At 70.9% G+C, this 23,197-nt stretch carries 22 protein-coding genes, 3 tRNA genes and 1 pseudogene; 18 read left to right on the forward strand and 8 right to left on the reverse strand.

Annotation, left to right across the window (positions count from 1 at the left end; genetic code table 11):
• Positions 1-104: 104 nt before the first annotated feature.
• A complete protein-coding gene (locus tag ABZS66_RS18470; RefSeq protein ID WP_354759066.1) occupies positions 105-710 on the reverse strand; it encodes a hypothetical protein in 606 nt (201 codons plus the stop codon).
• A 10-nt stretch (positions 711-720) separates the two neighbouring features.
• Positions 721-1,092, reverse strand: a complete 372-nt coding sequence (locus ABZS66_RS18475; RefSeq protein ID WP_354759068.1) for a hypothetical protein — start codon at positions 1,090-1,092, stop codon at positions 721-723.
• Positions 1,093-1,160: 68 nt separating this feature from the next.
• Between ABZS66_RS18475 and ABZS66_RS18480 the strand changes: the two genes are divergently transcribed.
• From ABZS66_RS18480 to ABZS66_RS18495, 4 genes are all read left to right on the forward strand, one after another.
• On the forward strand, positions 1,161-1,586 hold the full coding sequence (locus tag ABZS66_RS18480; RefSeq protein ID WP_354759070.1) for an OsmC family protein: 426 nt from the start codon (positions 1,161-1,163) through the stop codon (positions 1,584-1,586).
• A gap of 104 nt (positions 1,587-1,690) precedes the next feature.
• A complete protein-coding gene (locus ABZS66_RS18485; protein ID WP_354759104.1) occupies positions 1,691-2,038 on the forward strand; it encodes a metallopeptidase family protein in 348 nt (115 codons plus the stop codon).
• Between the two features lie 83 nt (positions 2,039-2,121).
• On the forward strand, positions 2,122-2,850 hold the full coding sequence (locus ABZS66_RS18490; protein ID WP_354759072.1) for an AIM24 family protein: 729 nt from the start codon (positions 2,122-2,124) through the stop codon (positions 2,848-2,850).
• 69 nt (positions 2,851-2,919) lie between these two features.
• Complete coding sequence (locus tag ABZS66_RS18495; RefSeq protein ID WP_354759074.1) at positions 2,920-3,633, forward strand: AIM24 family protein; 714 nt, start codon at positions 2,920-2,922, stop codon at positions 3,631-3,633.
• Between the two features lie 155 nt (positions 3,634-3,788).
• Here ABZS66_RS18495 and ABZS66_RS18500 read toward each other — a convergent pair whose 3' ends face one another.
• Positions 3,789-4,481 (reverse strand): HAD family hydrolase, encoded by a 693-nt coding sequence (locus ABZS66_RS18500; protein WP_354759076.1) that lies wholly within the window; start codon positions 4,479-4,481, stop codon positions 3,789-3,791.
• Between the two features lie 42 nt (positions 4,482-4,523).
• On the opposite strand from ABZS66_RS18500, the gene ABZS66_RS18505 reads away from it, so the two are divergent.
• The 4 genes and pseudogenes from ABZS66_RS18505 (at position 4,524) to ABZS66_RS18520 (ending at position 9,971) form a co-directional block, all read left to right on the forward strand.
• Positions 4,524-4,697 (forward strand): hypothetical protein, encoded by a 174-nt coding sequence (locus tag ABZS66_RS18505; RefSeq protein ID WP_238009276.1) that lies wholly within the window; start codon positions 4,524-4,526, stop codon positions 4,695-4,697.
• Positions 4,698-4,786: 89 nt separating this feature from the next.
• Positions 4,787-5,416 (forward strand): annotated as a pseudogene (locus tag ABZS66_RS18510) (hypothetical protein); the annotation flags it as partial.
• 668 nt (positions 5,417-6,084) lie between these two features.
• Positions 6,085-9,408, forward strand: a complete 3,324-nt coding sequence (locus tag ABZS66_RS18515; protein WP_354759078.1) for a S8 family serine peptidase — start codon at positions 6,085-6,087, stop codon at positions 9,406-9,408.
• Between the two features lie 107 nt (positions 9,409-9,515).
• The gene (locus tag ABZS66_RS18520) at positions 9,516-9,971 is read left to right on the forward strand and encodes a MaoC family dehydratase (RefSeq protein ID WP_354759080.1); all 456 of its coding nucleotides are present in this window, start codon (positions 9,516-9,518) and stop codon (positions 9,969-9,971) included.
• Here the strand turns inward: ABZS66_RS18520 and ABZS66_RS18525 are convergent.
• The 3 genes from ABZS66_RS18525 to fabG are packed head-to-tail and all read right to left on the reverse strand — an operon-like array spanning position 9,968 to position 12,946.
• Positions 9,968-11,017, reverse strand: coding sequence for an acyl-CoA dehydrogenase family protein (locus ABZS66_RS18525; protein ID WP_354759082.1), 1,050 nt, complete (start codon positions 11,015-11,017; stop codon positions 9,968-9,970). The genes ABZS66_RS18520 and ABZS66_RS18525 overlap by 4 nt on opposite strands.
• Positions 11,014-12,183 (reverse strand): acyl-CoA dehydrogenase family protein, encoded by a 1,170-nt coding sequence (locus tag ABZS66_RS18530; protein WP_354759084.1) that lies wholly within the window; start codon positions 12,181-12,183, stop codon positions 11,014-11,016. The genes ABZS66_RS18525 and ABZS66_RS18530 overlap by 4 nt, the downstream gene beginning before the upstream one ends.
• A 13-nt stretch (positions 12,184-12,196) precedes the next feature.
• Positions 12,197-12,946, reverse strand: a complete 750-nt coding sequence (gene fabG / locus ABZS66_RS18535; protein WP_354759105.1) for a 3-oxoacyl-ACP reductase FabG — start codon at positions 12,944-12,946, stop codon at positions 12,197-12,199.
• 153 nt (positions 12,947-13,099) lie between these two features.
• On the opposite strand from fabG, the gene ABZS66_RS18540 reads away from it, so the two are divergent.
• Positions 13,100-13,906 carry an endonuclease/exonuclease/phosphatase family protein gene (locus ABZS66_RS18540; RefSeq protein WP_354759086.1) on the forward strand — a complete coding sequence of 269 codons (807 nt, stop codon included), beginning with the start codon at positions 13,100-13,102 and terminating at the stop codon, positions 13,904-13,906.
• Positions 13,907-14,145: 239 nt separating this feature from the next.
• The gene (locus tag ABZS66_RS18545) at positions 14,146-15,834 is read left to right on the forward strand and encodes a VWA domain-containing protein (protein WP_354759088.1); all 1,689 of its coding nucleotides are present in this window, start codon (positions 14,146-14,148) and stop codon (positions 15,832-15,834) included.
• Between the two features lie 6 nt (positions 15,835-15,840).
• On the opposite strand, the gene ABZS66_RS18550 is transcribed toward ABZS66_RS18545, so the two are convergent.
• Both ABZS66_RS18550 and ABZS66_RS18555 read right to left on the reverse strand, forming a co-directional pair.
• Positions 15,841-17,088: a deoxyribodipyrimidine photo-lyase gene (locus ABZS66_RS18550; RefSeq protein ID WP_354759090.1), complete on the reverse strand. Its 1,248-nt coding sequence runs from the start codon at positions 17,086-17,088 to the stop codon at positions 15,841-15,843.
• Positions 17,085-18,038 carry a phytoene/squalene synthase family protein gene (locus tag ABZS66_RS18555; protein ID WP_354759092.1) on the reverse strand — a complete coding sequence of 318 codons (954 nt, stop codon included), beginning with the start codon at positions 18,036-18,038 and terminating at the stop codon, positions 17,085-17,087. The genes ABZS66_RS18550 and ABZS66_RS18555 overlap by 4 nt, the downstream gene beginning before the upstream one ends.
• A gap of 89 nt (positions 18,039-18,127) precedes the next feature.
• Between ABZS66_RS18555 and crtI the strand changes: the two genes are divergently transcribed.
• From crtI to ABZS66_RS18595, 8 genes are all read left to right on the forward strand, one after another.
• A complete protein-coding gene (gene crtI / locus ABZS66_RS18560) occupies positions 18,128-19,606 on the forward strand; it encodes a phytoene desaturase family protein (RefSeq protein WP_354759094.1) in 1,479 nt (492 codons plus the stop codon).
• Entirely contained in the window at positions 19,603-20,139 is a 537-nt protein-coding gene (gene idi / locus ABZS66_RS18565; protein ID WP_354759096.1) for an isopentenyl-diphosphate Delta-isomerase, read from the forward strand. Before crtI ends, idi begins: the two co-directional genes overlap by 4 nt.
• Positions 20,136-21,017, forward strand: a complete 882-nt coding sequence (locus tag ABZS66_RS18570) for a MerR family transcriptional regulator (protein WP_354759098.1) — start codon at positions 20,136-20,138, stop codon at positions 21,015-21,017. Before idi ends, ABZS66_RS18570 begins: the two co-directional genes overlap by 4 nt.
• Positions 21,018-21,139: 122 nt before the next feature.
• Positions 21,140-22,009 (forward strand): polysaccharide deacetylase family protein, encoded by an 870-nt coding sequence (locus tag ABZS66_RS18575; protein ID WP_354759100.1) that lies wholly within the window; start codon positions 21,140-21,142, stop codon positions 22,007-22,009.
• 142 nt (positions 22,010-22,151) lie between these two features.
• Positions 22,152-22,224: transfer RNA gene (locus ABZS66_RS18580), tRNA-Glu, on the forward strand.
• Between the two features lie 23 nt (positions 22,225-22,247).
• Positions 22,248-22,321, forward strand: a tRNA-Asp gene (locus ABZS66_RS18585).
• A 13-nt stretch (positions 22,322-22,334) separates the two neighbouring features.
• Positions 22,335-22,408 (forward strand) — tRNA-Phe (locus ABZS66_RS18590).
• 272 nt (positions 22,409-22,680) lie between these two features.
• Positions 22,681-23,197 (forward strand): hypothetical protein (locus ABZS66_RS18595; RefSeq protein ID WP_354759102.1); only part of this gene is annotated, 517 nt, incomplete at its 3' end.

A 23,197-nucleotide genomic window follows, 5' to 3' on the forward strand; every position in this document is an offset into this window, starting at 1 on the left:
CGATAGGCCCCAACCAAATCAGCTGGACCGGGTTCAGAGCCGATAGGCCCCAACCAAATCAGCTGGACCGGGTTCAGAGCCGATAGGCCCCAACCACAATCAGCTCACTGGAAGTGGCTGGGCGGCGCCGGGGTGACGGTCAGGTCGAGCGGCTCACCGTCGACCGCCTCGTCGAGATCGCTGCGGCGACCGATCCGGTACCGCAGGATCGGGCCGCGCACCGCGACCACGACGCCGGCCAGGAGCAGCAGCGTCGCGGCGATCGCCAGCGGGTAGCCCATCCCGACGCTGACCGCGTCCTCGGGCAGCGTGTACATCGTGAACGAGCTCTGCCCGAGCGCGTCGATCGCCGACTTGAACCCACCGAGCACGAGCACGTTGCCGGCGAGCAGGCCGGCCGCCCCCGCGGTCGCGACCCGCCGCACCACGTCGGTGGTCGTCAGCACGACCGCGATCGCGCCGAGCGCCAGCACGAGCGTCGCCAGGTAGGCCACCACGTGTGCGGTATTGAGGCTGGCCAGGGCGATGTCGAGGGTCGCCGGCACGCGGGAGCGGGCGCTCGTCGTCACGACGTCCTCGGCGTCGGACGTGACGCCCGTATCGACCGAGCTCCACGGGAGATACTGCGCGGCCAGAGCCAGCCCGAACCCGACCGCGAGCAGCGAGAGCGCGACCGGACCGGGTCGCTGCTGCGAAGGCGCCTCAGTCATACGGCGAATACTAGACGCGTCCGATGGCGATCAGACCACAGGCGAACCCGAGCAGTGGCATCGACGCCAGTGCCAGCCAGCCCCCGCCCGCCACGCTTCCCCAGGCTTCGACGGTGGTGATGAGTCCCACTATGAGCGCGGCGGTCGCGAGCGACAGGATCGGCCCGCTGAGGCCCGCCACCCGCCGCCCGAGCCCGGTCCCGAGGGCCGCCGTGCCGAGCAGCGCGACCAGCGTGAACAGCAGCAGGACGTACCACACCCCGCCCTTGATGTTGAGGATCACGACGCCGGCCGCCGTCCACGGTGTGACGACCGACAACGCGCCCGTCGCCAGGCCGAAAGCGCCCAGCAACCCGCCGATGTGCACCAGTTTGCGCGGCATCAACTTGCTCCTCACCGATGTGACCAGCTCATCCCACCGGGGACACGGGATGGGCTAGCGTCTGGTTCATGCCAACTCGCGTTTCATCCGCCCGCTGGGAGGGCGACCTCCGGTCCGGCTCCGGCACGGTCGCCACCGGTTCGGGCACGTTCCAGGGCTCCTACTCGTTCCCGTCCCGTTTCGAGGAAGGCCAGGGCACCAACCCCGAGGAGCTGGTGGCGGCGGCGCACGCGGCCTGCTACTCGATGGCCCTGTCCAACGGCCTGGCCAAGGCCGGCTTCACGCCGACCTCGGTGGAGACCTCCGCGGCCGTGCACTTCGGCCCGGTGGAGGGCGGCTTCGCCATCACCCGCATCGACCTGACCACCCGCGGCGACGTGCCCGGCATCGACGCCGCCGAGTTCGAGAAGCAGGCCCAGGACGCCAAGGCCGGCTGCCCGATCTCCAAGGCCCTCGCCGCCGTCGAGATCACCCTCGACGCGCAGCTGGTCTGACCAGAACTTGCATTTTCAGGCGGCCGTCCCAGACGGCCGCCGCGCTCACTCACGCGGCGCAAGTTGAGAGGGTCCCCGCAGTAGGGGACCCTCTTCGCATGCCGGTGACGATGAGCAAGGAGCGGTTCGAGGAACTCGTCGGGGATGCGCTCGATGAGGTACCCCAGGAGCTGCTCGATCTCATGGACAACGTGGTCATCCTGGTGGTCGACGACCCGCCGGCCGGGGAGCCGGACCTGCTGGGGCTCTACGAGGGATACGCGCTGACCGAGCGCGGCTGGGACTACGGGGGCGTGCTGCCCGACCGGATCTCGATCTACCGTAATCCGATCCTCGCTATCTGTGACGATGAGGACGACGTCGTCGACGAGGTGGCGATCACGGTCGTGCACGAGATCGCACACCACTTCGGCATCGACGACGCCCGCCTCCATGCCCTGGGCTGGGGCTGAAAGCCGACCGAGGGATGGTCCGGGTTGCGCCGAGCAACTACCGTGCGCGGTGCGGTCACGAACGTCTTCGAAGGGATTTCGCAATGCGCAGTGCGCTGTTTGCCGCCGAAAACATGGAGAAGGAGTCGCAACAGCCCGGGCTGCGGTTGCAGAACTCCAAGATGCTCAAGGCCGAGCTCAACGGCGAGATCATGGCCCGCACCGGCACGATGGTGGCCTACCAGGGCCAGGTCCAGTTCCAGGCGCTCGGCTCCGGCGGCATGGGCAAGTGGCTCAAGTCGAAGCTGACCGGCGAGGGCGTCCCGCTGATGAAGTGCTCCGGCCGGGGCGACGTGTTCTTCGCCGACCGCGCCGCCGACGTGCACCTCATCGACCTCGAGCCGGGCGACGCGATCTCGATCAACGGCGCCAACGTGCTCGCGTTCGACGCGTCCCTGCAGTACGACATCAAGATGGTCCAGGGCATGGGCATGATGTCGTCGGCCGGCCTGTTCAACTGCGTGTTCACCGGCCACGGGCGCCTCGCGATCACCACGAAGGGCACCCCGGTCGTGCTGAGCGTCGACCAGCCGACCTACGTCGACCCGCAGGCCGCCATCTGCTGGTCGGCCAGCCTGCAGACCGGCTACCACCGCGCCGACCAGCTCGGCCTGGGCACGCTGCTCGGCCGCAGCACGGGTGAGGCGTTCACGATGAGCTTCGCCGGCCAGGGCTTCGTCGTCGTGCAGCCCTCCGAGGAGCCCCCGCCGGGCGCCGCCAGCGGCGGCCAGCAGCAACAGGGCGGCGTGCTGGGCGGCCTGCTCGGCGGCTGATCATAGTTTGGTAACAGGGCCGGCCGCGGGGGCGCGGGCGGCCCTTTGCCGTTCGCTACGCTGCGAATCGTGCGTGGTGACATTTTCAAGGCCGAGAATATGGCCCAGCCCCCGACCCAGGCAGGCATGAGCCTGCAGCACTCGAAGTGCGTCAAGTACGCCGTCAACGGCGAAATGCACGCCCGCCAGGGCGCGATGGTCGCGTTCCGGGGCAACCTCCAGTTCGAGGTGAAGAGCCAGGGCGTCGGCAACTTCCTCAAGCGCGCGGTGACCGGCGAGGGCGTGTCCCTCATGGCCGTGCGCGGTCAGGGCGAGGTGTGGTTCGCCTCGGGCGCCGCCGACTGCTTCATCCTTGACCTCGAGGGCAACGACGCCCTGTCGATCAACGGCCGCAACGTGCTCTGCTTCGACCCGAGCCTGCGGTACGACATCCAGATGGTCCGCGGCGCCGGCATGTTCGGCGGCGGCCTCTTCAACTGCGTCTTCACCGGCCAGGGCCGCCTGGCGATCGTCTCCGAGGGCGCCCCGATCGTCATCCCGGTGACCCCGCAGATGCCGGTCCTGGTCGACACGGACGCCGTCGTGGGCTGGTCGAGCAGCCTCCAGACGACGATCCAGAAGAACCAGAGCCTCAAGTCGATGCTGCGCGGCGGCTCCGGCGAGCTCTTTCAGCTCGCGCTGTCCGGCCAGGGCTTCGTGATCGTGCAGCCCAGCGAGGGCCGCCCGGCGCCCCAGCAGGCCAGCAGCGGCGGCGGACTCCTCGGCAACGTGCTCGGCGGCTGACCTTCCGAACTCTTATGGCTCGGGTCCGTGCAACGCACGACCGTCGCTCCCGCCAGACACCGGTCGGGCCGTGACGGCCCTCCCTGCCATCGCCGTCGTGCCAAGGGCATGCGGGCGTCGCGCTGCCACAGGCGCCGCCCGCCCCGGCCCGTTCGTCAGGTGTGGCTCAACGCGACCCGGAAGGCCGTCGTCAGCGCCTCGTCGAGGTGGTCGCACAGATCCTGCGGGTGCTCGTAGACGGTCGCCGCGCCGTGGTCGAGCAGCTCCGCCGCGCTGACCCCGCCGCTGGTCAGCCCGATGCACGGGATCGCCAGGTGCCCGGCCGCCTGCACGTCCCACACCGAGTCGCCGACGAACACGACCTCGTCGGCCGACAGCCCGGACCGCTTCAGCGCCACCTCGACGATGTCCGGCGCGGGCTTGCTCTCCCCCGCGTCGTCGGCGCTGGTCACGGTGTCGATCAGCGGGTCCGCGTCGAGGCAGGCCAGCAGCGCACCCAGCTCGGCCTTCGACGCCGACGTGCACAGCACGCTCCGCAGCCCCCGCGCGCGGCACCGCTCGAGCAGCCGCCGCGCCCCGGGCAACGGCCGCAGCCGCGCCCAGTACGCCGCGTAGAGGCTGCTGTGCGCCGCCCGCAGCCCGTCGTCGGCGCGCTCGTCCCGGTCCGCACCGAGCAGGTGTCCGAGGATCCGGTCCGGCCCCATGCCGATCGCCCGGTGGATGCGGGCCGCCTCGACGTCGTGGCCGTGCTGGCGGAACGCCTGCCACCACGACACCACGTGCAGGTAGACGCTGTCGACGAGCGTCCCGTCAACATCAAACAGCACACCGCTCACTGGTTTGGTCATGTTTGGGGTGATACCCAGCGCCGAGGGGGTATCACTGGATCCATGACCGAGCCCGACCTCCGCGTGGCCGACCCGTTCCCGGGCTTCGACGTCGACGACCTGGGCGACTTCGCCGAGGAGCATCGCAGCGTCACGCTCGCCGAACAGCTGGCCGGCGGCCCTGAGCACGCCCGCGAGCCCGAGAGTCCGCGCGGCCTCGCGGGCATGGACGACTGACGGGTTTCGATCGCACCGATCGACACCCGATTAGGGCGGCGTCGATACGGGCAAGTCCCCAGGTACCAACCTCGGGGAGGAGACCCGTCATGGGTGCTGTCCGCGACGCGCTGGGCGACGTCGTGCGGTTCGTGCCGTCGTTCCTGCTGTTCGTCGTCATCCTGCTGGTCGGCTGGCTTGTCGCGGTGGCCGTCCGCACCGCGGTGCACAAGCTGCTGCCCCGCATCGGGTTCGACCGGCTCGTCGAGCGCGGCGGCGTCGGCCGCGCGCTGGCCCGGGGCCGGCTCGACGCCAGCGACCTGCTGGCCAAGCTGATCTACTACGCGATCCTGCTCGTCACGCTCCAGATCGCGTTCGGGGTCTGGGGACCGAACCCGGTCTCGACCCTCATCGAGCGCATCGTCGCCTGGCTCCCGCTCGCCGTGGTCGCGATCGTGATCGTGGTCGTGGCGGCGGCCATCGCGGCGGCCGTGCGCGACCTGGCCCTCTCGGCGCTGGGTGCACTCCCGTACGGCCGCCTGCTCGCGACCCTGGCCTACTGGTTCATCCTCGGCCTCGGCGTGATCGCCGCCCTCAACCAGATCGGCATCGCCACCACGGTGACCACCCCGGTCCTGATCGCGGTCCTGGCCACGGTCGCCGGCATCCTGATCGTCGGCCTCGGCGGCGGCCTGGTCCGCCCGATGCAGCAGCGCTGGGAGGGCTGGCTCGGCCGCATGGAGCTGGCCGCGCCCACGGTCTCGGAGCACGTCCGCGCGGCCGCCGAGACCCGCCGCGCCGAGGCCGAGACCCGCCGCGCGGCCGAGGAGGAGGCGGCGGCCGAGGAGGCTTCCCGCCGCGCTGCCGAGACGGCGATGACGGCCCCGATCCCCGTCCCGATCCCTGGCGTCACCGACGCCCCGACCATGGTCGTCCCCACGGTGACCACGCCGCCGCCGGCGACGCTGACCGGCTCGAAGCCCGCGCGGACGACCCCCAAGCCCGCCGAGACCGGCCGCGACTCCCAGATCCAGGTCCCCGCCCAGCGACCCGGCCCCGGCGAACCCGGCGACCCCGACCAGACCGCGGTCATCAACCCGCCACCGCACGACGACAACTGAGATTGACCACCGCAAAACACCCCTGCGCACCGCGCAGGGGTGTTTTTCGTGGAACATCGGACGACTCGGACATCACTATTTGTTGATGTAACGGATAGTTGCGTGCCATTACCCTCGACATTCCCCTACACCCCGCTGTGTGGGTGTTTTCGTAGAGTGATGCCCTCTTTCCAGAGGGTCAAAAAGCTGGCATGTTGATGCCTTGTTCCCGGGCGCATTGAGGGTCTGAGATATGCCGCCCGTCATCCCGTCCACGAGAGGGGGCATGGATGAGTCGACGGAGATGGGTGCGCGCCGTTGTGGCGTCCGCACTCGTTCCGCCACTGCTCGTGATCGTCTCGACCACTCCGAGCCAGGCAGCACCGATCCCGGCCGGCAGTCTGTCACTGGTCGAGAGCCTCAAGGCAGCCAAGCAGACGACGGCGTCCAAGTCGCCGACCAGTCGAATGGCCAAAACCGACCCCGCCCTGCTGAACCGCACCGACACCACCCGCGTGGCCATTGCGGTAAAGCTCGACTACGACTCGACCGCCACCTACGCCGGCGAAATCGCCGGGTATGAGGCGACCAGCCCGTCCGTCACCGGAAAGGCCCTTTCCGGAAGCGCGGCGGAGCAACGGTACGAAAGCCGAATCGCAGGAATTGAGGACAAGTTCCTCGCGGACCTGCGCAAGCAGGTTCCGGACGCCAAGGTCGGCCAGCGGTTGCGCACCGTCTACGGCGGTATCGCGATGACGGTGCCGGCCAACAAGATCGGCGCCATCCTGACGATCGACAACGTCGTGGCGGTCCAGTCCGACGCGGCGCGCGCTCCGCAGACCGACTCCAGCACCGCCTTCATCGGCGCGGACCAGGTGTACCCCCAGCTCGGCGGCAAGCCCAACGCCGGCAAGGGTGTCATCTTCGGCTCGCTCGACAGCGGTGTCTGGCCGGAGCACCCGTCGTTCACCGACAACGGCAACCTCGGCGCGCCGCCCGCCAAGGCCGACGGCACCGCGCGTGCCTGCGACTTCGGCGACAACCCCCTGACCCCCGCCAGCGACCCGTTCGTCTGCAACAAGAAGCTGATCGGTGGCAAGGGCTTCCTCGACACCTACAACGCCCTGCAGCCGGTGGAGGTCTACGGGTACACCGCCCGCGACTCCGACGGCCATGGCACCCACACCGCGTCGACGGCCGCCGGCAACGCGGTCGCCTCGGCGAAGGTCTTCAACGTCGAGCGCGGCCCGATCAACGGTGTCGCCCCCGGCGCGTGGGTCTCGGTGTACAAGGTCTGTGGCGCCACCGGCTGCTACAGCACCGACTCGGCCGCCGCGGTCGCCCAGGCGATCAAGGACGGCGTCAACGTCATCAACTTCTCGATCTCGGGTGGCGCGAGCCCGTACACCGACGTCGTGGAGCTGGCGTTCTTCGACGCCTACAAGGCCGGCGTCTTCGTCGCCGCCTCGGCCGGCAACGCGGGCCCCGGTGCCTCCACGGCGGACCACCTCTCGCCGTGGGTCACCACCGTGGCCGCTTCCACCCAGAAGCGCTCGTTCCAGTCGACCCTGACCGTCGCCTCCAGCGACGGCACGCAGGCGAGCTTCACGGGCGTCTCGATCACCACCGGCATCAGCAGCCCGCTTCCGGTCGTCATGAGCTCCGCGGCGCCGTACAGCGACCCGACCTGCAACAACCCGGCCCCGCCGGGCCTGTTCGTCGGCAAGATCGTGGCGTGCCAGCGCAGCCCGGGCCGGATCATGAAGGGCTTCAACGTCAAGCAGGGCGGCGCGGCCGGCATGATCCTCTACAACAACCCGGCGGCGGACGCGCTCAGCGACAACCACTGGCTGCCGACGGTGCACCTCGCCAACGGCACCGCGTTCCTGAACTACGTCGCGGCCCACCCGGGCATCACGGCGAAGTTCACGCAGGGCGAGAAGGTCATCGGCACCGGTGACGCGATGACGTCGTTCTCGTCGCGCGGCCCCGGCGGCAACTTCATCAAGCCGGACATCACCGCGCCCGGCGCGCAGATCCTGGCCGGCAACACGCCGACGCCGGACGACCCGAGCCTCGGGCCCGCCGGCGAGTACTTCATGGCCATCGCCGGCACGTCCATGTCGTCGCCGCACATCGCCGGCTCGGCGATCCTGGAGAAGGCAGCCAACCCGGCCTTCACCCCGGGTCAGATCAAGTCGGCGCTGATGACGACCGCGACCACCAAGGTCGTCAAGGAGAACGGCTCGACCCAGGCCGACCCGTTCGACATGGGCGCCGGTCGCGTCCAGGTCAACCTCGCCGCGAACCCCGGTCTCACCTTCGACGAGACGGCCGACCGGATGTTCTCGCTGGGCAACGACCCGGTCAATGCGGTGCACATCAACCTGCCGTCGGTGAACGCCCCGGTCATGCCGGGCAAGCTCACCACGATCCGCACGGCGAAGAACGTCACCAACAAGACGCAGGTGTACCGCGTGGAGACGACCTCACCGGCCGGCTCCAGCATCACCGCGTCGCCGGCGATCTTCTCCCTCGCGCCCGGCAGGACCCAGCAGATCTCGATCACCATCAAGTCCAGCGCGGCCGAGGGCCAGTACTTCGGTGAGGTCCGCCTCAAGCCGACCAGCAACGGTCTGCCCACGCTGCACCTGCCGGTGGCCTTCGTGCCCAAGCAGGGCGACATCAAGGTGACCCAGACCTGCACGCCGGCCTCGGTGAACCTGCTGCACAACAGCGTCTGCACCGTCTCGGCGACCAACCAGACCTTCAACGACACGACCGCCGACTTCAGCACCACGTCGACGCTCAACCTGCCGATCGTCGGTGCGAACGGCGCCAAGGTCGTCAACCCGTTGAAGGCCGAGAAGAAGGGCGCACCGCTCGCCGGTGCCGTCCCGGGCACGCCGTCACTGGAGTCGGGCACCATCGCCGGCTACATCCCGCTGGACATCTTCGGCATCGCGCCGACGGCCATCGGGGACGAGCAGATGCTCACGTTCAACGTCCCGTCGTACAAGTACAACGGGATCGACTACGGCGCACTGACGATCGACTCGAACGGGTACATCATCCCGGGTGACGACGACAGCAACGAGAACAACAACTGCTGCAACATCACCCCGATCCCGGACCCGGCGAAGCCGAACAACGTGCTCGCGCCGTTCTGGACGGACCTTGACGGTACCGGCGCTCCCGGCATCTTCATCGGCGTCCTGACCGACGGCGTGAGCGACTGGATCGTCGTCGAGTGGCGGGTCAACGATTTCGGCACGGCCAACCAGCGCCGCTTCCAGGTCTGGATCGGCGTCAACGGCGTGCAGGACATCGCGTTCTCCTACGACTTCGCGAGCGTCTCCACCCTGCCCGCCGGGCAGGACCTGGTGGTCGGCGCGGAGAACATCAGCGGCACCGGCGGTGAGGGCCTGCCCCTCAACACGCTGCCGACCGAGGATCTGTACATCGTCAGCACCGACCCGGTGCCCGGCGCCACGACCTCGTACACGGTGACGGTGAAGGGCCTGTTGCCCGGCACCGGCACGGTGACGACGTCGGTCGTCACACCGGCGGTACCCGGCACGACCATCGTGCGGTCGAACGTGACCGTCAACAGTTGGTTCAACCGCTCGTAAAGCATCACGAAGGCGGCCGGCTCCCCAGCACAGGGGAGCCGGCCGTTGCTTTCTCCACAGCGCGGACCCGTTGACGGATATTGCACCCGCTGTGCAGGATCGAGGCCATGCGGACGTTTGCGAGTGCCGGCGAACTGCTGGCCGCGGTCGGTGAACACCTCGGCTACAGCGACTGGCGCGAGGTCGCCCAGGAGCGGGTCAACCTCTTCGCCGACGCCACCGACGACCACCAGTGGATCCACGTCGACCCCGAGCGCGCCGCGGCCGGCCCGTTCGGCACGACCATCGCCCACGGCTACCTGACCCTGTCGCTGCTGCCGGGCCTGGTGTCCGAGGTGTACAAGGTCGAGGGCGTGCGGATGGGCATCAACTACGGCCTGGACAAGGTCCGGTTCCCGGCGCCGGTCCCGGTCGGTTCACGCATCCGGGCCGGCGTCGAGATCCTGGTCGCCGACGATCTCGGCGAGGGCTGGCTGCAGCTGAAGAACCGCGTGACGATCGAGCGCGAGGGCGCCGACAAGCCCGTCTGCGTGGCCGAGGCCCTCGTCCGGCTGCTCCTCTAGGACATCGGAAGGTCCACCAGGTCCGCCAGGCGGGCTCGGTGCTGTGTCGCGGTGCCGAAGGACGTCGCGTTGGCGCGGGCGCGCTTGAGGTACCAGTGCGCCGGATGCTCCCACGTGAAGCCGATCCCGCCGTGCAGCTGGACGCACTCCTCGGCCGCCTTGACCGCGACCGGCGAGCAGAACGCCTGGGCCAGCGCCGCCGCCACCGGGAGGTCCGCGTCGTCGTTCGCCAGGCAGTCCGCGGCGTAGCGGGCCACCGCGCGCGCCTGCGTCACCTGCACCCAGAGGTCGGCGAGCCGGTGCTTGACCGCCTGGTACGAGCCGATGGCGCGGGCGAACTGGCGGCGCGTCTTCACGTACTCGACCGTGGTGGTCAGGCACCACTCGGCCACGCCCAGCTGCTCCGACGCCAGCATCGCCGCCCCGACCAGCAGCGCCCGGTCGACGAGCGACGCGTCGCCGACCCGGCGGCCCGGCGCGCCGTCCAGGACGATGTCGGACAGCGGGCGGGTCAGGTCGAACGACACGACCGGCGTCCGGGCCACGTGGGCGGCCTCGACCGCATACAACGCGGAAGCGGTCGGCACGAGCAGCACGTCGGCCGCGGCCGCATCGACGACGCTGGTGACGGTGCCGGTCAGGGCGCCGTCGACCAGGGCCACAGACGGTACGAGGCCGGATGCCGACAGCGGCACGGCCAGCGTCGCGGTGCGGCTGCCGGCCGCGAGCGCGTCGAGCAGCGGGTCGCCGGTGCCGAGCAGGGCCGCGGTGGCGAGCACCGAGCTGCCCAGGAACGGCACCGGGGCGACCGCCCGCCCGAGCTCCTCCAGCACGACCGCCGTCTCCCGCCAGCTGGCGCCGGCGCCGCCCGCGGACTCCGGCACCGGCAGCCCGGCGAACCCGAGGTCGACGGCGAGGGTCCGCCACAGCTTCAGGTCGACGAAGTCCGGCTCCTCGAGCCGCGTCAGGTCGACGCGGTCGGCGAGCAGGGAGCGGACCGAGGAGCGCAGTTCGTCCTCGACGTCGGTGTAGAGCAGGTCGGTCACTTCGGCACGTCCTTCCAGGCGACGTCCTTGTCGGCCCGCGGCTCGGCCGGCAGGCCGAGCACCCGCTCGGCGACGATGTTGCGCAGGATCTCCGAGGTGCCGCCCTCGATCGAGTTGCCCTTGGCGCGCAGGTACCGGTAGCCCGCGGTCCGCCCGGCGAAGTCCACGACGGTCGGCCGGTGCATCGTCCACTCGTCGTGGCGCAGGCCCTCCTCGCCCAGCATCTCCAGCTCGAGCAGCGAGATCTCCTGGTTGAGCCGGGCGAACAGCAGCTTCGCCGCGGAGCCTTCCGGCCCGGGCTGGCCGGCCGCCAGCTGCTGGCGCAGCCGGGTGCCGGTGAGCCGCGCCGCCTCGGCGTCGACCCACAGCCGCATGAGCTGGTCGTGCAGGCCGGGCGACCGCAACGAGGGGCGCTGCCGCCACAGGTCGGCGACGACGCCGATCACGCCGCCCTCGCGGGGCACGGCGGCGCCGCCGATCGCCACCCGCTCGTTCATGAGCGTGGTCTGCGCGATCAGCCAGCCCTCACCGACGGCGCCGAGCCGGTCGGCGTCGGGGATCCGCACGTCGGTGAGGAACACCTCGTTGAACTCGGCCTCGCCGGTGATCTGGCGCAGCGGCCGCACCTCGACGCCGGGCGCGGTCATGTCGAGCACGAAGTAGGTGATGCCCTGATGCTTCGGTACCGCCGGATCCGTCCGGGCGATGAGGATGGCCCAGCGGGCCTCGTGGGCCATCGAGGTCCAGACCTTCTGGCCGCTCACCACCCAGTCGTCACCGTCGCGCACGGCGCGGGTGGCCAGCCCGGCCAGGTCGGAGCCGGCGCCCGGCTCGCTGAACAGCTGGCACCACACCTCCTCACCGGTCCACAGCGGCCGCAGCCAGCGCCGGTGCTGCTCGTCGGTGCCGTGCCGCAGGATGGTCGGCGCGGCCATGCCGAGCCCGATGCCGATCCGCCGCGGGTTGTTGTCCGGCGCGCCGGCCTCGGCGAGGACCGCCTCGACCTCGGTTTGCCGCTCGCGGGGCAGGCCCAGGCCGCCGAGCCCGGGCGGGAACTGCACCCAGGCCAGGCCGGCGTCGAAGCGGGCCCGCAGGAACTCCAGGCGGTCGGTCGTGGCGGGGTCGTGCGCGCGGACGAAGTCCCGCGCGAGTGCTGCTGGATTCAACGCTGTCCCCGATTCAGTCGAGTGGCCCGCCGGCCACGTAGATCACCTGGCCGGACACGAACCCGGCGCCGTCGCTGACGAGGAACGAGATCGTGTGGGCGATGTCCTCGGGAGTGCCGACGCGGCGGACCGGGATGCGCTCGGCGGAGGCCTGCTGGAACGTCTCGAAGTCGACCTTCATGCGGGCCGCGGTCGCGGCGGTCATGTCGGTGACGATGAAGCCGGGCGCCACGGCGTTGGCGGTGACGCCGAACGGCCCGAGCTCGATCGCGAGCGTCTTGGTGAAGCCCTGGAGGCCGGCCTTGGCGGCGGAGTAGTTCGCCTGGCCGCGGTTGCCCAGCGCCGAGGACGACGAGAGGTTGACGATGCGGCCGAACTTCGCCGCCGTCATGTGGGCCTGGGCGGCCCGGCTCATCAGGAACGCCCCGCGCAGGTGCACGCCGATGACCGTGTCCCAGTCGGCGTCGGTCATCTTGAACAGCAGGTTGTCGCGGATGACCCCGGCGTTGTTGACCAGCACGACCGGCGGGCCGAGCTCCTCGGCGACGCGGTCGACGGCCCGCGCGACCTGGTCGGCGTCCGACACGTCGGCGCCGACGGCGAGCGCCCGCCCGCCGGCGGCGGCGATCCGCTCGACCGTGTCCTTGCAGGCGTGCTCGTCGAGATCCAGCACGGCGACGGCATGACCGTCGGCGGCGAGGCGGACGGCGGTGCCGGCACCGATGCCGCGGGCGGCGCCGGTGACGATCGCGACCCGGCTCATCCCAGTGTTCGTCATGGCACCGATACTCGCTCGTGAGACGCGGTCCGGGGAAGACCGCGAGCCAAGAAAAGGCACTACGAGTGCAAATTGTTGTCCCGGACCGGGATGATCGCGGAGGCGGCGGCGGGCAGGCCGCGGCGCCGACAATGAGGTATGCGGCTCGGCACGTTCAACCTCATGAACGGACGCTCCCTCACCGACGGCCTGGTCGACGCCGGCCGGGTGCGCGCCGCGATCGAGGAGCTCGACGCCGACGTGCTCGGGCTGCAGGAGGTCGACCGCGGGCAGCAGCGCAGCGGCCACGCCGATCTGGCCCGGATCGCCGCCGACGCGATGGGGGCGGCCGCGATGCTCTTCGTGCCGGCCGTGGTGGGCACGCCGGGCCTGGGTTTCCGGATCGCGACCGATGACGACCAGGACGGCGGCGAACCGCACTACGGCGTGGCGCTGGTGAGCCGCTTCCCGGTCACCGAGTGGCGGATCACCAGGCTGCCCCCGGCGCCGCTGCGGGCGCCGATCCTGATCCCGGGACCGAAGGCGCGCATGATGCTGCTCGACGACGAGCCGCGGGTCCTCATCGCCGCCGTGGTCGAGACGCCGGTCGGGCGGGTGACAATTGCCACTACGCACCTCTCGTTCGTGCCCGGGTGGAACGTCCGGCAGCTGCGCCTCGTCCGCCGGGCGCTGCGCCGCATGCCCGCACCGCGCGTGTTGCTCGCCGACCTGAACCTGCCCGGCGGCCTGCCCCGGCTGTTCTCCGGCTGGCGCCGGCTGGCGGGCGTGCCGACCTACCCGTCACCGGCCCCGCGCGTGCAGTTCGACCACGTGCTGGCCGACCGCCACGGGTTCGAGCGCCTGCCCCGGGTGGTCGGCGTGGCCAGCCCGCAGCTGCCCGTCTCCGATCACCGACCGTTAGTTGTCACCATGGGTGATCGGTCCGGCACCCTAGAGATCGATTAGGTCAGATTTAAGTCCGACTGGAATGCCTGCTTGCGGCGGTTTGTCCGGCCTCGATTGCGAGGCGTGTTCGTTTAACTACGATTCTTCGGCGCCTTGTAGATTAGGCGTTCGTTTGTTGGGATGCGTACCGTCAGTGATTTTCAACCGAAGGTACAAGGCCCGCGAGGCCGCCGGTCCGGAGGAATAGAGCCGTGAAAGGTCGCCACCGCTCAGCGGGGTCGTCAGGCGGAGCGCTCAAGATGGGCGGCGCCGCCGTCGCCGTGCTCGTCGTCCTCGCCGGCAGCTGGTATGCGTTCCAGAAGTACTCGGAGCCGTCCTGCGGAAACGCCGCGAAGCTCACCATCGGCGCGCCCGCCGACATCGTCCCCGCGCTGAAGGCGCAGGCGGCCGACTGGTCGGCCCAGGCCAAGCTCGACGGCAACTGCGTCGACGTGGAGGTCTTCGAGGCCGACCCGGCGGACATCGCCGCCGCCGTCGCCGCGAAGTCGCAGAAGTCGCTGACCGGCGTCGGCCAGGCCAACGGCAAGACCCGCATCCCCGACGTCTGGGTGCCCGACTCGTCGCTGTGGCTGCTGCGGCTCAAGACCGCCAACCCGCAGGCCGTCAAGGGCGAGGCCAAGTCGATCGCCCGCAGCCCGGTCGTGCTGGCCATGCCCGAGCCGATCGCGACCACCTTCGGCTGGCCGCAGGCGAAGCTCAGCTACGTCGACCTGATCAAGAAGGTCTCCACCGACCAGAAGATCAAGGTCGGCATCGTCGACCCCAGCCGCGACTCGACCGGCCTCGCCGCGCTGCTCACGATGGCCGCGGCCGCCCAGACCGCCGGCGGTGGCAACCAGACCCAGGCGACCCAGATCGCGACCGCCGCGCTGCGCGGGCTCGCCGCCGGCCGCTCGTCGCTCAAGGCCGACCTGCTCCAGAAGTTCCCGCGCGGCAGCGACGCCACCGCGCTGAGCGGCGGCCTGTCGGTCGCGCCGCTGTCCGAGCAGACGATCATCCAGTACAACGCCCAGCAGCCCCCGGTCCGCCTCGCCGCGGTCTACGCGGAGCCCTCCGCGGGTTCGCTCGACTACCCGTACGTGGTGCTCAACAGCGAGCGCGCCCCGGTCGCCACCGAGCTGCTGAAGTCCCTGGAGTCCCAGTCGTTCCGCGACAAGCTCGGCGCGATCGGCCTGCGCGGCGCCGACGGAGCCCCCGGCAAGGGCTTCCAGACCCCGACCAACGCACCCGGCACGCTGGCCGCCGGTCAGCTCCCGGACGGCGCGGCCGTCGAGGCCCTGCAACAGAAGTGGCAGGCGATCACGCTGCCGGCCCGCATGCTCGCCGTCATCGACGTCTCCGGCTCGATGCTGGAGACCGTCCCCACCGCGGGCAACGCGACCCGCATGCAGGTGACCCTGCAGGCCGCCCGCACGGGCATGAACCTCTTCGACGACTCCTGGGCCCTGGGCGTGTGGATCTTCTCCACCCAGCTCGACGGGGCCAAGGACTACAAGCAGCTGGTCCCGATCGGCCCGCTGGTCAGCCAGCGCACGGCCTGCCTCCAGGCGCTGCAGACCATCACCCCGAAGAAGACCGGTGACACGGCCCTCTACGACACGATCCTGGCCGGCTACAAGGCCGTCCAGCAGGGCTGGGACAGCGGCCGCGTCAACTCGCTGATCGTCATGACGGACGGCGAGAACGACGACCCGGCGGGTGGCCTGTCCCTGGAGCAGCTGATCGCCGAGCTGAAGAAGACCGCCGACCCGGCCAAGCCGGTCCAGGTGATCCTGATCGGCATCGGCGACAAGGTGGGCGAGGCCCAGATGCGCCAGATCACGGACGCGATCGGCGGCGGCACCTTCGTCGCCCCGGACCCGGCCAAGATCGGCGACATCTTCCTCCAGGCCATCTCCCTCCGCGGCCAGGTGACCCAGCCGAAGTAGGCGTTTCTACGGCTGGGTCAGTGGTGCCGGGTACTTGCGCGTGCCCGGCACCAGCCAGGGCTGGTGGATCTGCTTGCCATCCAGGTCGGCCAGCTCCGGGACGTAGCGGCGGACGTAGTCGCCCGACGGGTCGTAGCGCTCCGCCTGGCGGATCGGGTTGAAGCGGCGGTACGGCTTCGTGTCGTTGCCGGTGCCCGCCACCCACTGCCAGTTGCCGTAGTTGTTGGCTACGTCGCCGTCCAGCAGCAGGTCGTAGAAGTGGTCGGCGCCCGGGCGCCAGTCCACGCCCAGATGCTTCGTCAGGTACGACGCCGTGATCAGGCGGGCCCGGTTGTGCATCCAGCCCTCCGCCAGCAGCTGCCGCATCCCCGCGTCCACGATCGGGACCCCGGTCTGGCCCGCCTTCCAGGCCTCGAACGCCGCGCGGTCGTCCTTCCACGAGTCCGGGGCACCCGGGCGGTACGCACGACGGCGCAGGTCCGGGAACGACGCCAGTACCTGGTGGTAGAAGTCACGCCAGCACAGTTGCCGCACGAAGGGCTCGACGGAGGTGCGCGACACCACCTCGCGCGGGGACAGGCAGCCGTAGTGCAGGTACGGGCTCAGCCGGGAGGTACGGTCGGCGGCCAGATCGTCGTGGATCTCCGCGTAGTCGTCGGCGTGGCGCAGCCACGAGGTCAGCCGGCGGCGGGCCGCGGTCTCGCCGGCCGGGCCGGAGACGGCGCGGTCCCGGGTCCAGGACGCCGGCAGGTCGTCGGGGAGCCGGAGGGCGCGCGGCGCGGGCTCCACGTCGCGCAGCTGTGCCGCCTGCCAGGCCCGCCAGTACGGCGTGAAGACCTTGTAGTGCTCGCCGCCGCCGGACGGGCGGAGCGTGCCCGGCGGTACGACGGTCACGCCCGGGAAGGTCTTCAGGGCGATCCGCTCGGCGGCGCAGGCGTCCGCCAGGCGGGCCAGCCGGGTCCGGGCATACCGGCTGACGTCGTCGGCCAGACCCAGGCCCTCGGCGCCGACCGCGCGGGCGACCTTGACCGCCTCCTCCGCCGGGGCGCCGCGCCGCTCGACCAGGTCGGCCCCCAGGCGGCGCAGGGACGACTGGAGGTCGGCGAGGGCGGACGCCAGGAACCGGGGCGCGGGCAGGGCGGGGTCGTGCACGAAGAGCGGGACGACGCGGTCGAAGGTCCGGGCTGCGGCCGACAACGCCGGGTTGTCGTGGATCCGCAGGTCCCGGGTGAACAGGACGACCGCGACCCTCATACGGCCGTGCTCCGCAGGTCGAGCAGCGCCTCCCGCTGGTGGGGGAGCTCGGCCGACGTGGAAGGTGCGGCGACGGTGGGGCGGGCCAGCAGGCAGGACAGCGCCACGGCGAACCGGCGCCGGCGGGGCACCGTGGCCCGCCGCACGAAGACGTCGCAGTCCTGCGCCTCGACCTCGTCGAGGATCCCGCCGTACAGCCGGAAGGCCGCCCACATGCACGACTGCGACGACGGCGCGAGCATCGGGATCCCGGGCGCCGCCGCCGCGTAGTGCTGCCGTGCGCGGCCCACCTGGTACCGGATCAGCTCCTTGATCGCGGTGGAGCTCGTCCGCGCCGTGAGGGCCGCGCGCAGGTCCGTGTGCGTGACACCGAACCGGTCGAGGTCCTCCTGGGGCAGGTAGACCCGCCCGCGCGACAGGTCCTCGCCGACGTCGCGGATGAAGTTCGTCAGCTGGAACGCCAGGCCGAGCTGGCGGGCGGGCTCCCGGGCGGCCGCCCGGTCGGCGGACTCCAGGATCGGCAGCATCATCGTGCCGATGACCGCGGCCGAGCCCTCCATGTAGCCGAGCAGGTCGTCATAGGTCGCGTACGACGTGACGGTCAGGTCCATCGCCATGCTGTCGAGGAACTTGCGGAAGTCCTCCAGGTCGATGTCGAAGACCTGGATGGTGTGCAGCACCGCGGGCAGCAGCGGATCGTCGGTCGGCCGGCCGCGCAGGCCGGCGACGAACGCTGCCGACCACGCGGCGAGCTCGGCCGCGCGCTGCTGCGGGGTCAGCGCCGCGGTGCGGTCGACGATCTCGTCCGCATACCGCGTGAAACCGTAGAGCGCGTGCACGTGCCGCCGCTTCCAGGCGGGCAGGAGCTTGGTGGCCAGGTAGTACGTGCGACCGTGGTGCCGGTGGAGCGCGCGACACCGCTCGTAGGAGGCGGTCAGTGGCTCCATCAAGGCCTCCAGAATCGACGCACCAATCGACGCAACTTCGAGCCTACGCTACGCTTTCGATCTGAGCGAGGCGAAAAACCCAGGAGGCCGCCATGCGAACCGTGCCGGGACCGACGGATCGCGTCGTCGTGGTGGGCGCCGGGCTGGGCGGGCTCGCCGCCGCGATCCGGCTGGCGGCCGCCGGCCGCGAGGTGACGCTGCTGGAGCGCCTGGACTACCCGGGCGGCCGGGCCGGGAAACTCTCCGTCGACGGCTACGAGTTCGACACCGGGCCGACCGTGCTGACCATGCCGTCGCTGCTGGAGGAGCTGCTCGGCACCGTCGGCGAGGACCTGCCGGCGTGGCTGACCCTGAGCCGCCTCGACCCGGCGTACCGCGCCCACTTCCCCGACGGCTCCACCCTCGACGTCATCGCCGACACGGCCCGCATGGCCGGCGAGGTCGCGCGCGTCTGCGGGTCCCGCGAGGCCGACGGCTACCTGCGGTTCGTCGAGTACGCGCGGGAGCTGTGGGCCCTGGAGCGGGCCGACTTCATCGACCGCAACCTCGACTCCCCGCGCGACCTGGTAACGGCCGGCCTGTGGCGGCTGATCCGGTTGGGCGGGTTCGGCCGGCTCCAGCCCAAGGTGGACTCGTTCTTCCGTGACCCCCGGACCCGCCGGATCTTCTCGTTCCAGGCGATGTACGCCGGGGTCGCGCCGCACCAGGCCCTCGCCCTCTACGCGGTGATCGCGTACCTCGACTCGGTGGCCGGCGTCTACTTCCCGCGCGGCGGCATCCATGCCGTCTCGCGGGCGCTGGCCGACGTCGCCACCAAGCACGGCGTCTCGATCCACTATGGCGCGACCGCCGAGCGGGTCGAGGTCGCCCACGGCCGCGCGTCCGGCGTCGTCACCACCGACGGGCGGCGGTTCCCGGCCGACGCCGTCGTGCTCAACCCGGACCTGCCCGTCGCCTACGACCTGCTGCCGACCGGTCCGCTGCGCCGGCGCCTGCGGTACTCGCCGTCGTGCGTGGTCCTGCATGTCGGGTCGCGCCAGGGGTACGGTGGAATCGCCCACCACAACATCCACTTCGGCCGGTCGTGGCGGGAGACGTTCGACGAGGTGATCGACCGGGGCCGGCTGATGAGTGACCCGTCGCTGCTGGTCACCAACCCGACCCGCAGCGATCCGTCGCTCGCGCCGGAGGGCCGCCACACCTACTACGTGCTCGCGCCGACCCCCAACCTGACCGCCCCGCTGCTCGACTGGCGCGGCTCGCTGGCCGGCACGTATCGGAGCGAGCTCATCGCGACGCTGGAGCAGCGGGGGTACCGCGGATTCGGCGACGCCATCGAGGTCTCGAGGTTCGTGACCCCGGCGGACTGGGCCGATCAGGGCATGGCCGCGGGCACTCCGTTCGCCGCGGCGCACACCTTGCGGCAGACCGGCCCCTTCCGGCCCGGCAACGTCCACCCCACACTGTCCAACGTGGTCTTCGCCGGCTCGGGCACCCAGCCCGGCGTCGGCGTGCCGATGGTCCTCATCTCCGGCCGCCTTGCCGCGCAGCGCATTACGGGAGCGTCGTGAACACTCGGGAGCAACACCTGGTCGAGCTGGTCGGCACCGACGGCACGGCGATCGGGGAGACCACCGTCGACGAGGCGCACCGCGCGCCGGGCCGGCTGCACCGGGCCTTCTCGGTGCTGCTCGTCGCGCCCGACGGGCGGCTGCTGCTCCAGCAGCGGGCCGCGGCCAAGACCCGGTTCGCGCTGCGCTGGGCCAACGCCTGCTGCGGCCACCCCGGCCCCGGGGAGGCCGTCGCCGACGCCGCCGGCCGCCGGCTCGCGGAGGAGCTGGGCGTGACGACCGGGCCGCTGTGCGAGGTCGGCGTGTACCTCTACCAGGCCGGCGACCCGGACTCCGGCCGCGTCGAGTTCGAGTACGACCACGTGCTCGTCGGCTCGTTCACGGGCGCGCCGCCCGCCGTCGACCCGGCCGAGGTGGCCGCGGTCGAGTGGGTCGCGCCCGACGAGCTCAGCGAGCGGCTGGTCCGGTTCCCCGAGTTCTACGCGCCCTGGCTGGCCGGGGTCGTCGACGCCTGGCGGTCGTCGGCGAGATGAGCGCAGCCGCCGCCTACTCGGCCGGGGCGGTGGCCCGGCGGCTCGGCGTCGCGGTGACCACGCTGCGGACCTGGCACCAGCGGTACGGCATGGGGCCGTCGCTGCACGAGCCCGGCCACCATCGGCGGTACACCGAGCAGGACATCGAGCGGCTCCAGGCCATGCAGCGGCTGATCTTCGAGGGCGTCGCACCGAGCGAGGCGGCGCGCTGGGCCAACCAGCTGCCGCTGACGCCGTTGCCGTCAGCAGCGGAGATCGATGCCGACTCGCTGGTCCGGGGCCTGCTCCGGGCCGCCATGCGGCTCGACGCCCCGGCCGTGCGCCAGCGGGTCACGCACTCGGTGCAGGACCTCGGTGTCGTCGCCGCGTGGGACGCCGTGCTGGCGCCCGTGCTGGTCGGGGTCGGCGAGCGGTACGCGGCCACCGGCGCCTACGTCGAGGTCGAGCACCTGCTGTCGGGCTGCATCTCGGCCGTGCTGGGCGCGGTGCCCCGGCCTTCCGTGGACGTCCCGGTGGAGACGCTGCTGGCGTGCGCGGACGAGGAGCAGCACAGCCTGCCGATCGAGGCGCTGGCGGCCGCACTGGCGTCCCGTGGGGTTCCCGCTCGGGTTCTGGGCGCTCGTGTACCGCCGGCAGCGCTGATCGCCGCCGTCCGGCGCACCGGCCCGGCCGCGGTCCTGGTGTGGTCGCACCTGCCGTCGACCGCCGACCCCGCACAGCTGTCGGCCGTGCTGGCCGAGCGGGCGCGCCCCGTCGTGCTGGCCGCCGGCGGCCGCGGATGGGATGACTCCGCATTGCCGGAAGGGGTCCTACGACCGGGTACCTTGACGGACGCCTTGGTGATCCTCACCTCCCCATCGAACCGTTCATCTGTGTAAAAGTTCCTTTACGTGGTACTCCCGGCTTCGTGCCACGCCTCGAACGCGGGAGGTTCCTTGGGCTCCGGACTCATTAGCGTGTGCCAACGTCACTCGCCGTCCCCTCGTATCGGAGTCCTGCCATGCGTCGATTTCTAGGAGCGCTGATCACCGCCGCAGCCCTGGCCCTGGCCGGCTGCGCCAGCAGCGCCCCGGAGGCGCAGTGGCACGCCGCCGGCGGCGGGCCGGCCACCGGCGCCGCGCCCGGTGAGAGCGGCGGGCTGCCGGTCGCGCACCCGATCGGCGACAACCCGTCGTCTCCGGCGCCTTCCGCCTCGGCATCGGCTTCCGCGTCCCCGTCGACGTCCGCCTCGCCCGCTGCCTCGGCGTCGTCGTCAGGGCCCCCCGCCGACGGCATCCACCGGACGACGGGCACGGCCGCGGTCGCGTTGACCTTCGACGACGGCCCAGGCCCGGAGACCCCGCGCCTGCTGGCGATGCTGCGGGAGCAGGGCATCAAGGCCACGTTCTGCGTGATCGGGGTCAACGTGCAGGAGTACCCGCAGTACGTGCAGGAGATCGTCCGCGACGGCCACACGCTGTGCAACCACACCTGGAAGCACGACACCTCGCTCGGCAAGAAGTCCGCCGACAAGATCCGGGCCGACCTCCAGCGCACCAACGACGAGATCCACAAGGCCGTGCCGGACGTCCCGATCAAGTACTTCCGCCACCCCGGCGGCAACTTCACCCCCGCGGCCGTTCAGGTGGCGACCGAGCTGGGGATGGTCTCGATCGGCTGGACGGTCGACCCGTTCGACTGGAACCTCCAGAAGTGGAAGGGCCAGCAGATGACCAACCACATCATCGCGACCGTGAGGAACAACACGAAGCCGGGCGCGATCATCCTTTCCCACGACGGCGGCGGCGACCGTTCGGCCACGATCGCGGCCTACAAGACCCTGCTGCCCGAGCTGAAGGCCAAGTTCACCTTGGAGGCCCTACCCCAATGACCTGCGGTTTTGGTTCGCCGAGCCCGGAGGGGATACCCATTTGGCGCATACGGTGGGGGTCACGTATGCTCTGAATGCCTCCGGCGGGGCCGGATGGGAGCAACACCGCGAACATCGCAGAGTATGCGATGATTGCGGGGCCGCCCTCATCGTCTAGCGGCCCAGGACGCCGCCCTTTCAAGGCGGTAGCACGGGTTCGAATCCCGTTGGGGGCACGACCGGGTTTTTCCCGAAACCAGGTCCTGTGGAGCAGTTGGAGTGCTCGCCGCCCTGTCAAGGCGGAGGTCGCGGGTTCAAGTCCCGTCAGGACCGCAAGGCCCATCTTGGGCAGGTAGCTCAGTCGGTACGAGCGTCCGCCTGAAAAGCGGAAGGTCGGCGGTTCGACCCCGCCCCTGCCCACAAAGCTCCTCGCCGGGCTTTGAGAAGACCCTGACCTGCGGAAACGCGGTCAGGGTCTTCTGCTTTGGCCGATCCGGCACCACCACCGTCGTGTAGCAACGCAAGACCACCTCACCCTTCGGCTCAATCGCTTGAACAGCGCCCACGCCAAGACCGGTGAGTCGCTGTCGTCTGAGAAGCCGTTCCGGTTCACGATCGACACCCCGTTCGCTGCTGCGCTCTGTGTAGCAGCGCGTGCCCCTGCCCGCGGTGACGCCCTATACAGTCCGATCATGTTCGATCTCGGCGGGGTGCATCCGGAGGTCCGTGAGCTGTTCGACGACGAGCTGCTCAGGGCGGTACGCGCCGACGTCCGTGGTGAGGTCCGCGGCGGGTATCGGGATGCGGCCGCGATCGTCGACGAGGTGTACAGCTCTTGGGAGCCGGTCGTCGACCACGCCCTGGCCGAAGAGCCGCTGCGACTGCTGATCGCCGATGGCGTCTCGGCGGAGTGGGCCGCCCTGGAGGCCGAGCGGGCCGGCTGGCCGCCCGAGACCGACTGCGACCGGCTCGACCGGGCGTTTGCCGCTTTGGACGGATCCGGCGTCGTGGTGATGCCGTACGCGGACCCGGACGAGGTGTGGACCGGCAGGACCGATCCGCCGAACGGCAGCCAGGCGACCCGCGGAAAGGTCTCGTTCGATCCCCACGCGGTGAGCGAGGCCACCCGGACCGGCCGGCTGGAACTGACCTTCTACGCGAGCCGGCGGGGGGACCAACGGGCGCTGGGAGCCGAGATCGTCCAGGCGC

It is taken from the genome of Dactylosporangium sp. NPDC005572 (assembly GCF_040605515.1).
Classification (GTDB): domain Bacteria; phylum Actinomycetota; class Actinomycetes; order Mycobacteriales; family Micromonosporaceae; genus Dactylosporangium.

Excerpts from the sequence above, each read along its gene's own strand:
- ABZS66_RS18540 (WP_354759086.1), top strand. The coding sequence starts at position 13,100 with ATGCGGCTCGGCACGTTCAACCTCATGAACGGACGCTCCCTCACCGAC.
- fabG (WP_354759105.1), bottom strand. The coding sequence starts at position 12,946 with ATGAGCCGGGTCGCGATCGTCACCGGCGCCGCCCGCGGCATCGGTGCC.
- ABZS66_RS18505 (WP_238009276.1), top strand. The coding sequence starts at position 4,524 with ATGACCGAGCCCGACCTCCGCGTGGCCGACCCGTTCCCGGGCTTCGAC.
- ABZS66_RS18500 (WP_354759076.1), bottom strand. The coding sequence starts at position 4,481 with ATGACCAAACCAGTGAGCGGTGTGCTGTTTGATGTTGACGGGACGCTC.
- ABZS66_RS18480 (WP_354759070.1), top strand. The coding sequence starts at position 1,161 with ATGCCAACTCGCGTTTCATCCGCCCGCTGGGAGGGCGACCTCCGGTCC.
- ABZS66_RS18520 (WP_354759080.1), top strand. The coding sequence starts at position 9,516 with ATGCGGACGTTTGCGAGTGCCGGCGAACTGCTGGCCGCGGTCGGTGAA.
- ABZS66_RS18470 (WP_354759066.1), bottom strand. The coding sequence starts at position 710 with ATGACTGAGGCGCCTTCGCAGCAGCGACCCGGTCCGGTCGCGCTCTCG.
- ABZS66_RS18570 (WP_354759098.1), top strand. The coding sequence starts at position 20,136 with ATGAGCGCAGCCGCCGCCTACTCGGCCGGGGCGGTGGCCCGGCGGCTC.
- ABZS66_RS18490 (WP_354759072.1), top strand. The coding sequence starts at position 2,122 with ATGCGCAGTGCGCTGTTTGCCGCCGAAAACATGGAGAAGGAGTCGCAA.
- crtI (WP_354759094.1), top strand. The coding sequence starts at position 18,128 with ATGCGAACCGTGCCGGGACCGACGGATCGCGTCGTCGTGGTGGGCGCC.
- ABZS66_RS18475 (WP_354759068.1), bottom strand. The coding sequence starts at position 1,092 with ATGCCGCGCAAACTGGTGCACATCGGCGGGTTGCTGGGCGCTTTCGGC.
- ABZS66_RS18545 (WP_354759088.1), top strand. The coding sequence starts at position 14,146 with ATGGGCGGCGCCGCCGTCGCCGTGCTCGTCGTCCTCGCCGGCAGCTGG.
- ABZS66_RS18575 (WP_354759100.1), top strand. The coding sequence starts at position 21,140 with ATGCGTCGATTTCTAGGAGCGCTGATCACCGCCGCAGCCCTGGCCCTG.
- ABZS66_RS18550 (WP_354759090.1), bottom strand. The coding sequence starts at position 17,088 with ATGAGGGTCGCGGTCGTCCTGTTCACCCGGGACCTGCGGATCCACGAC.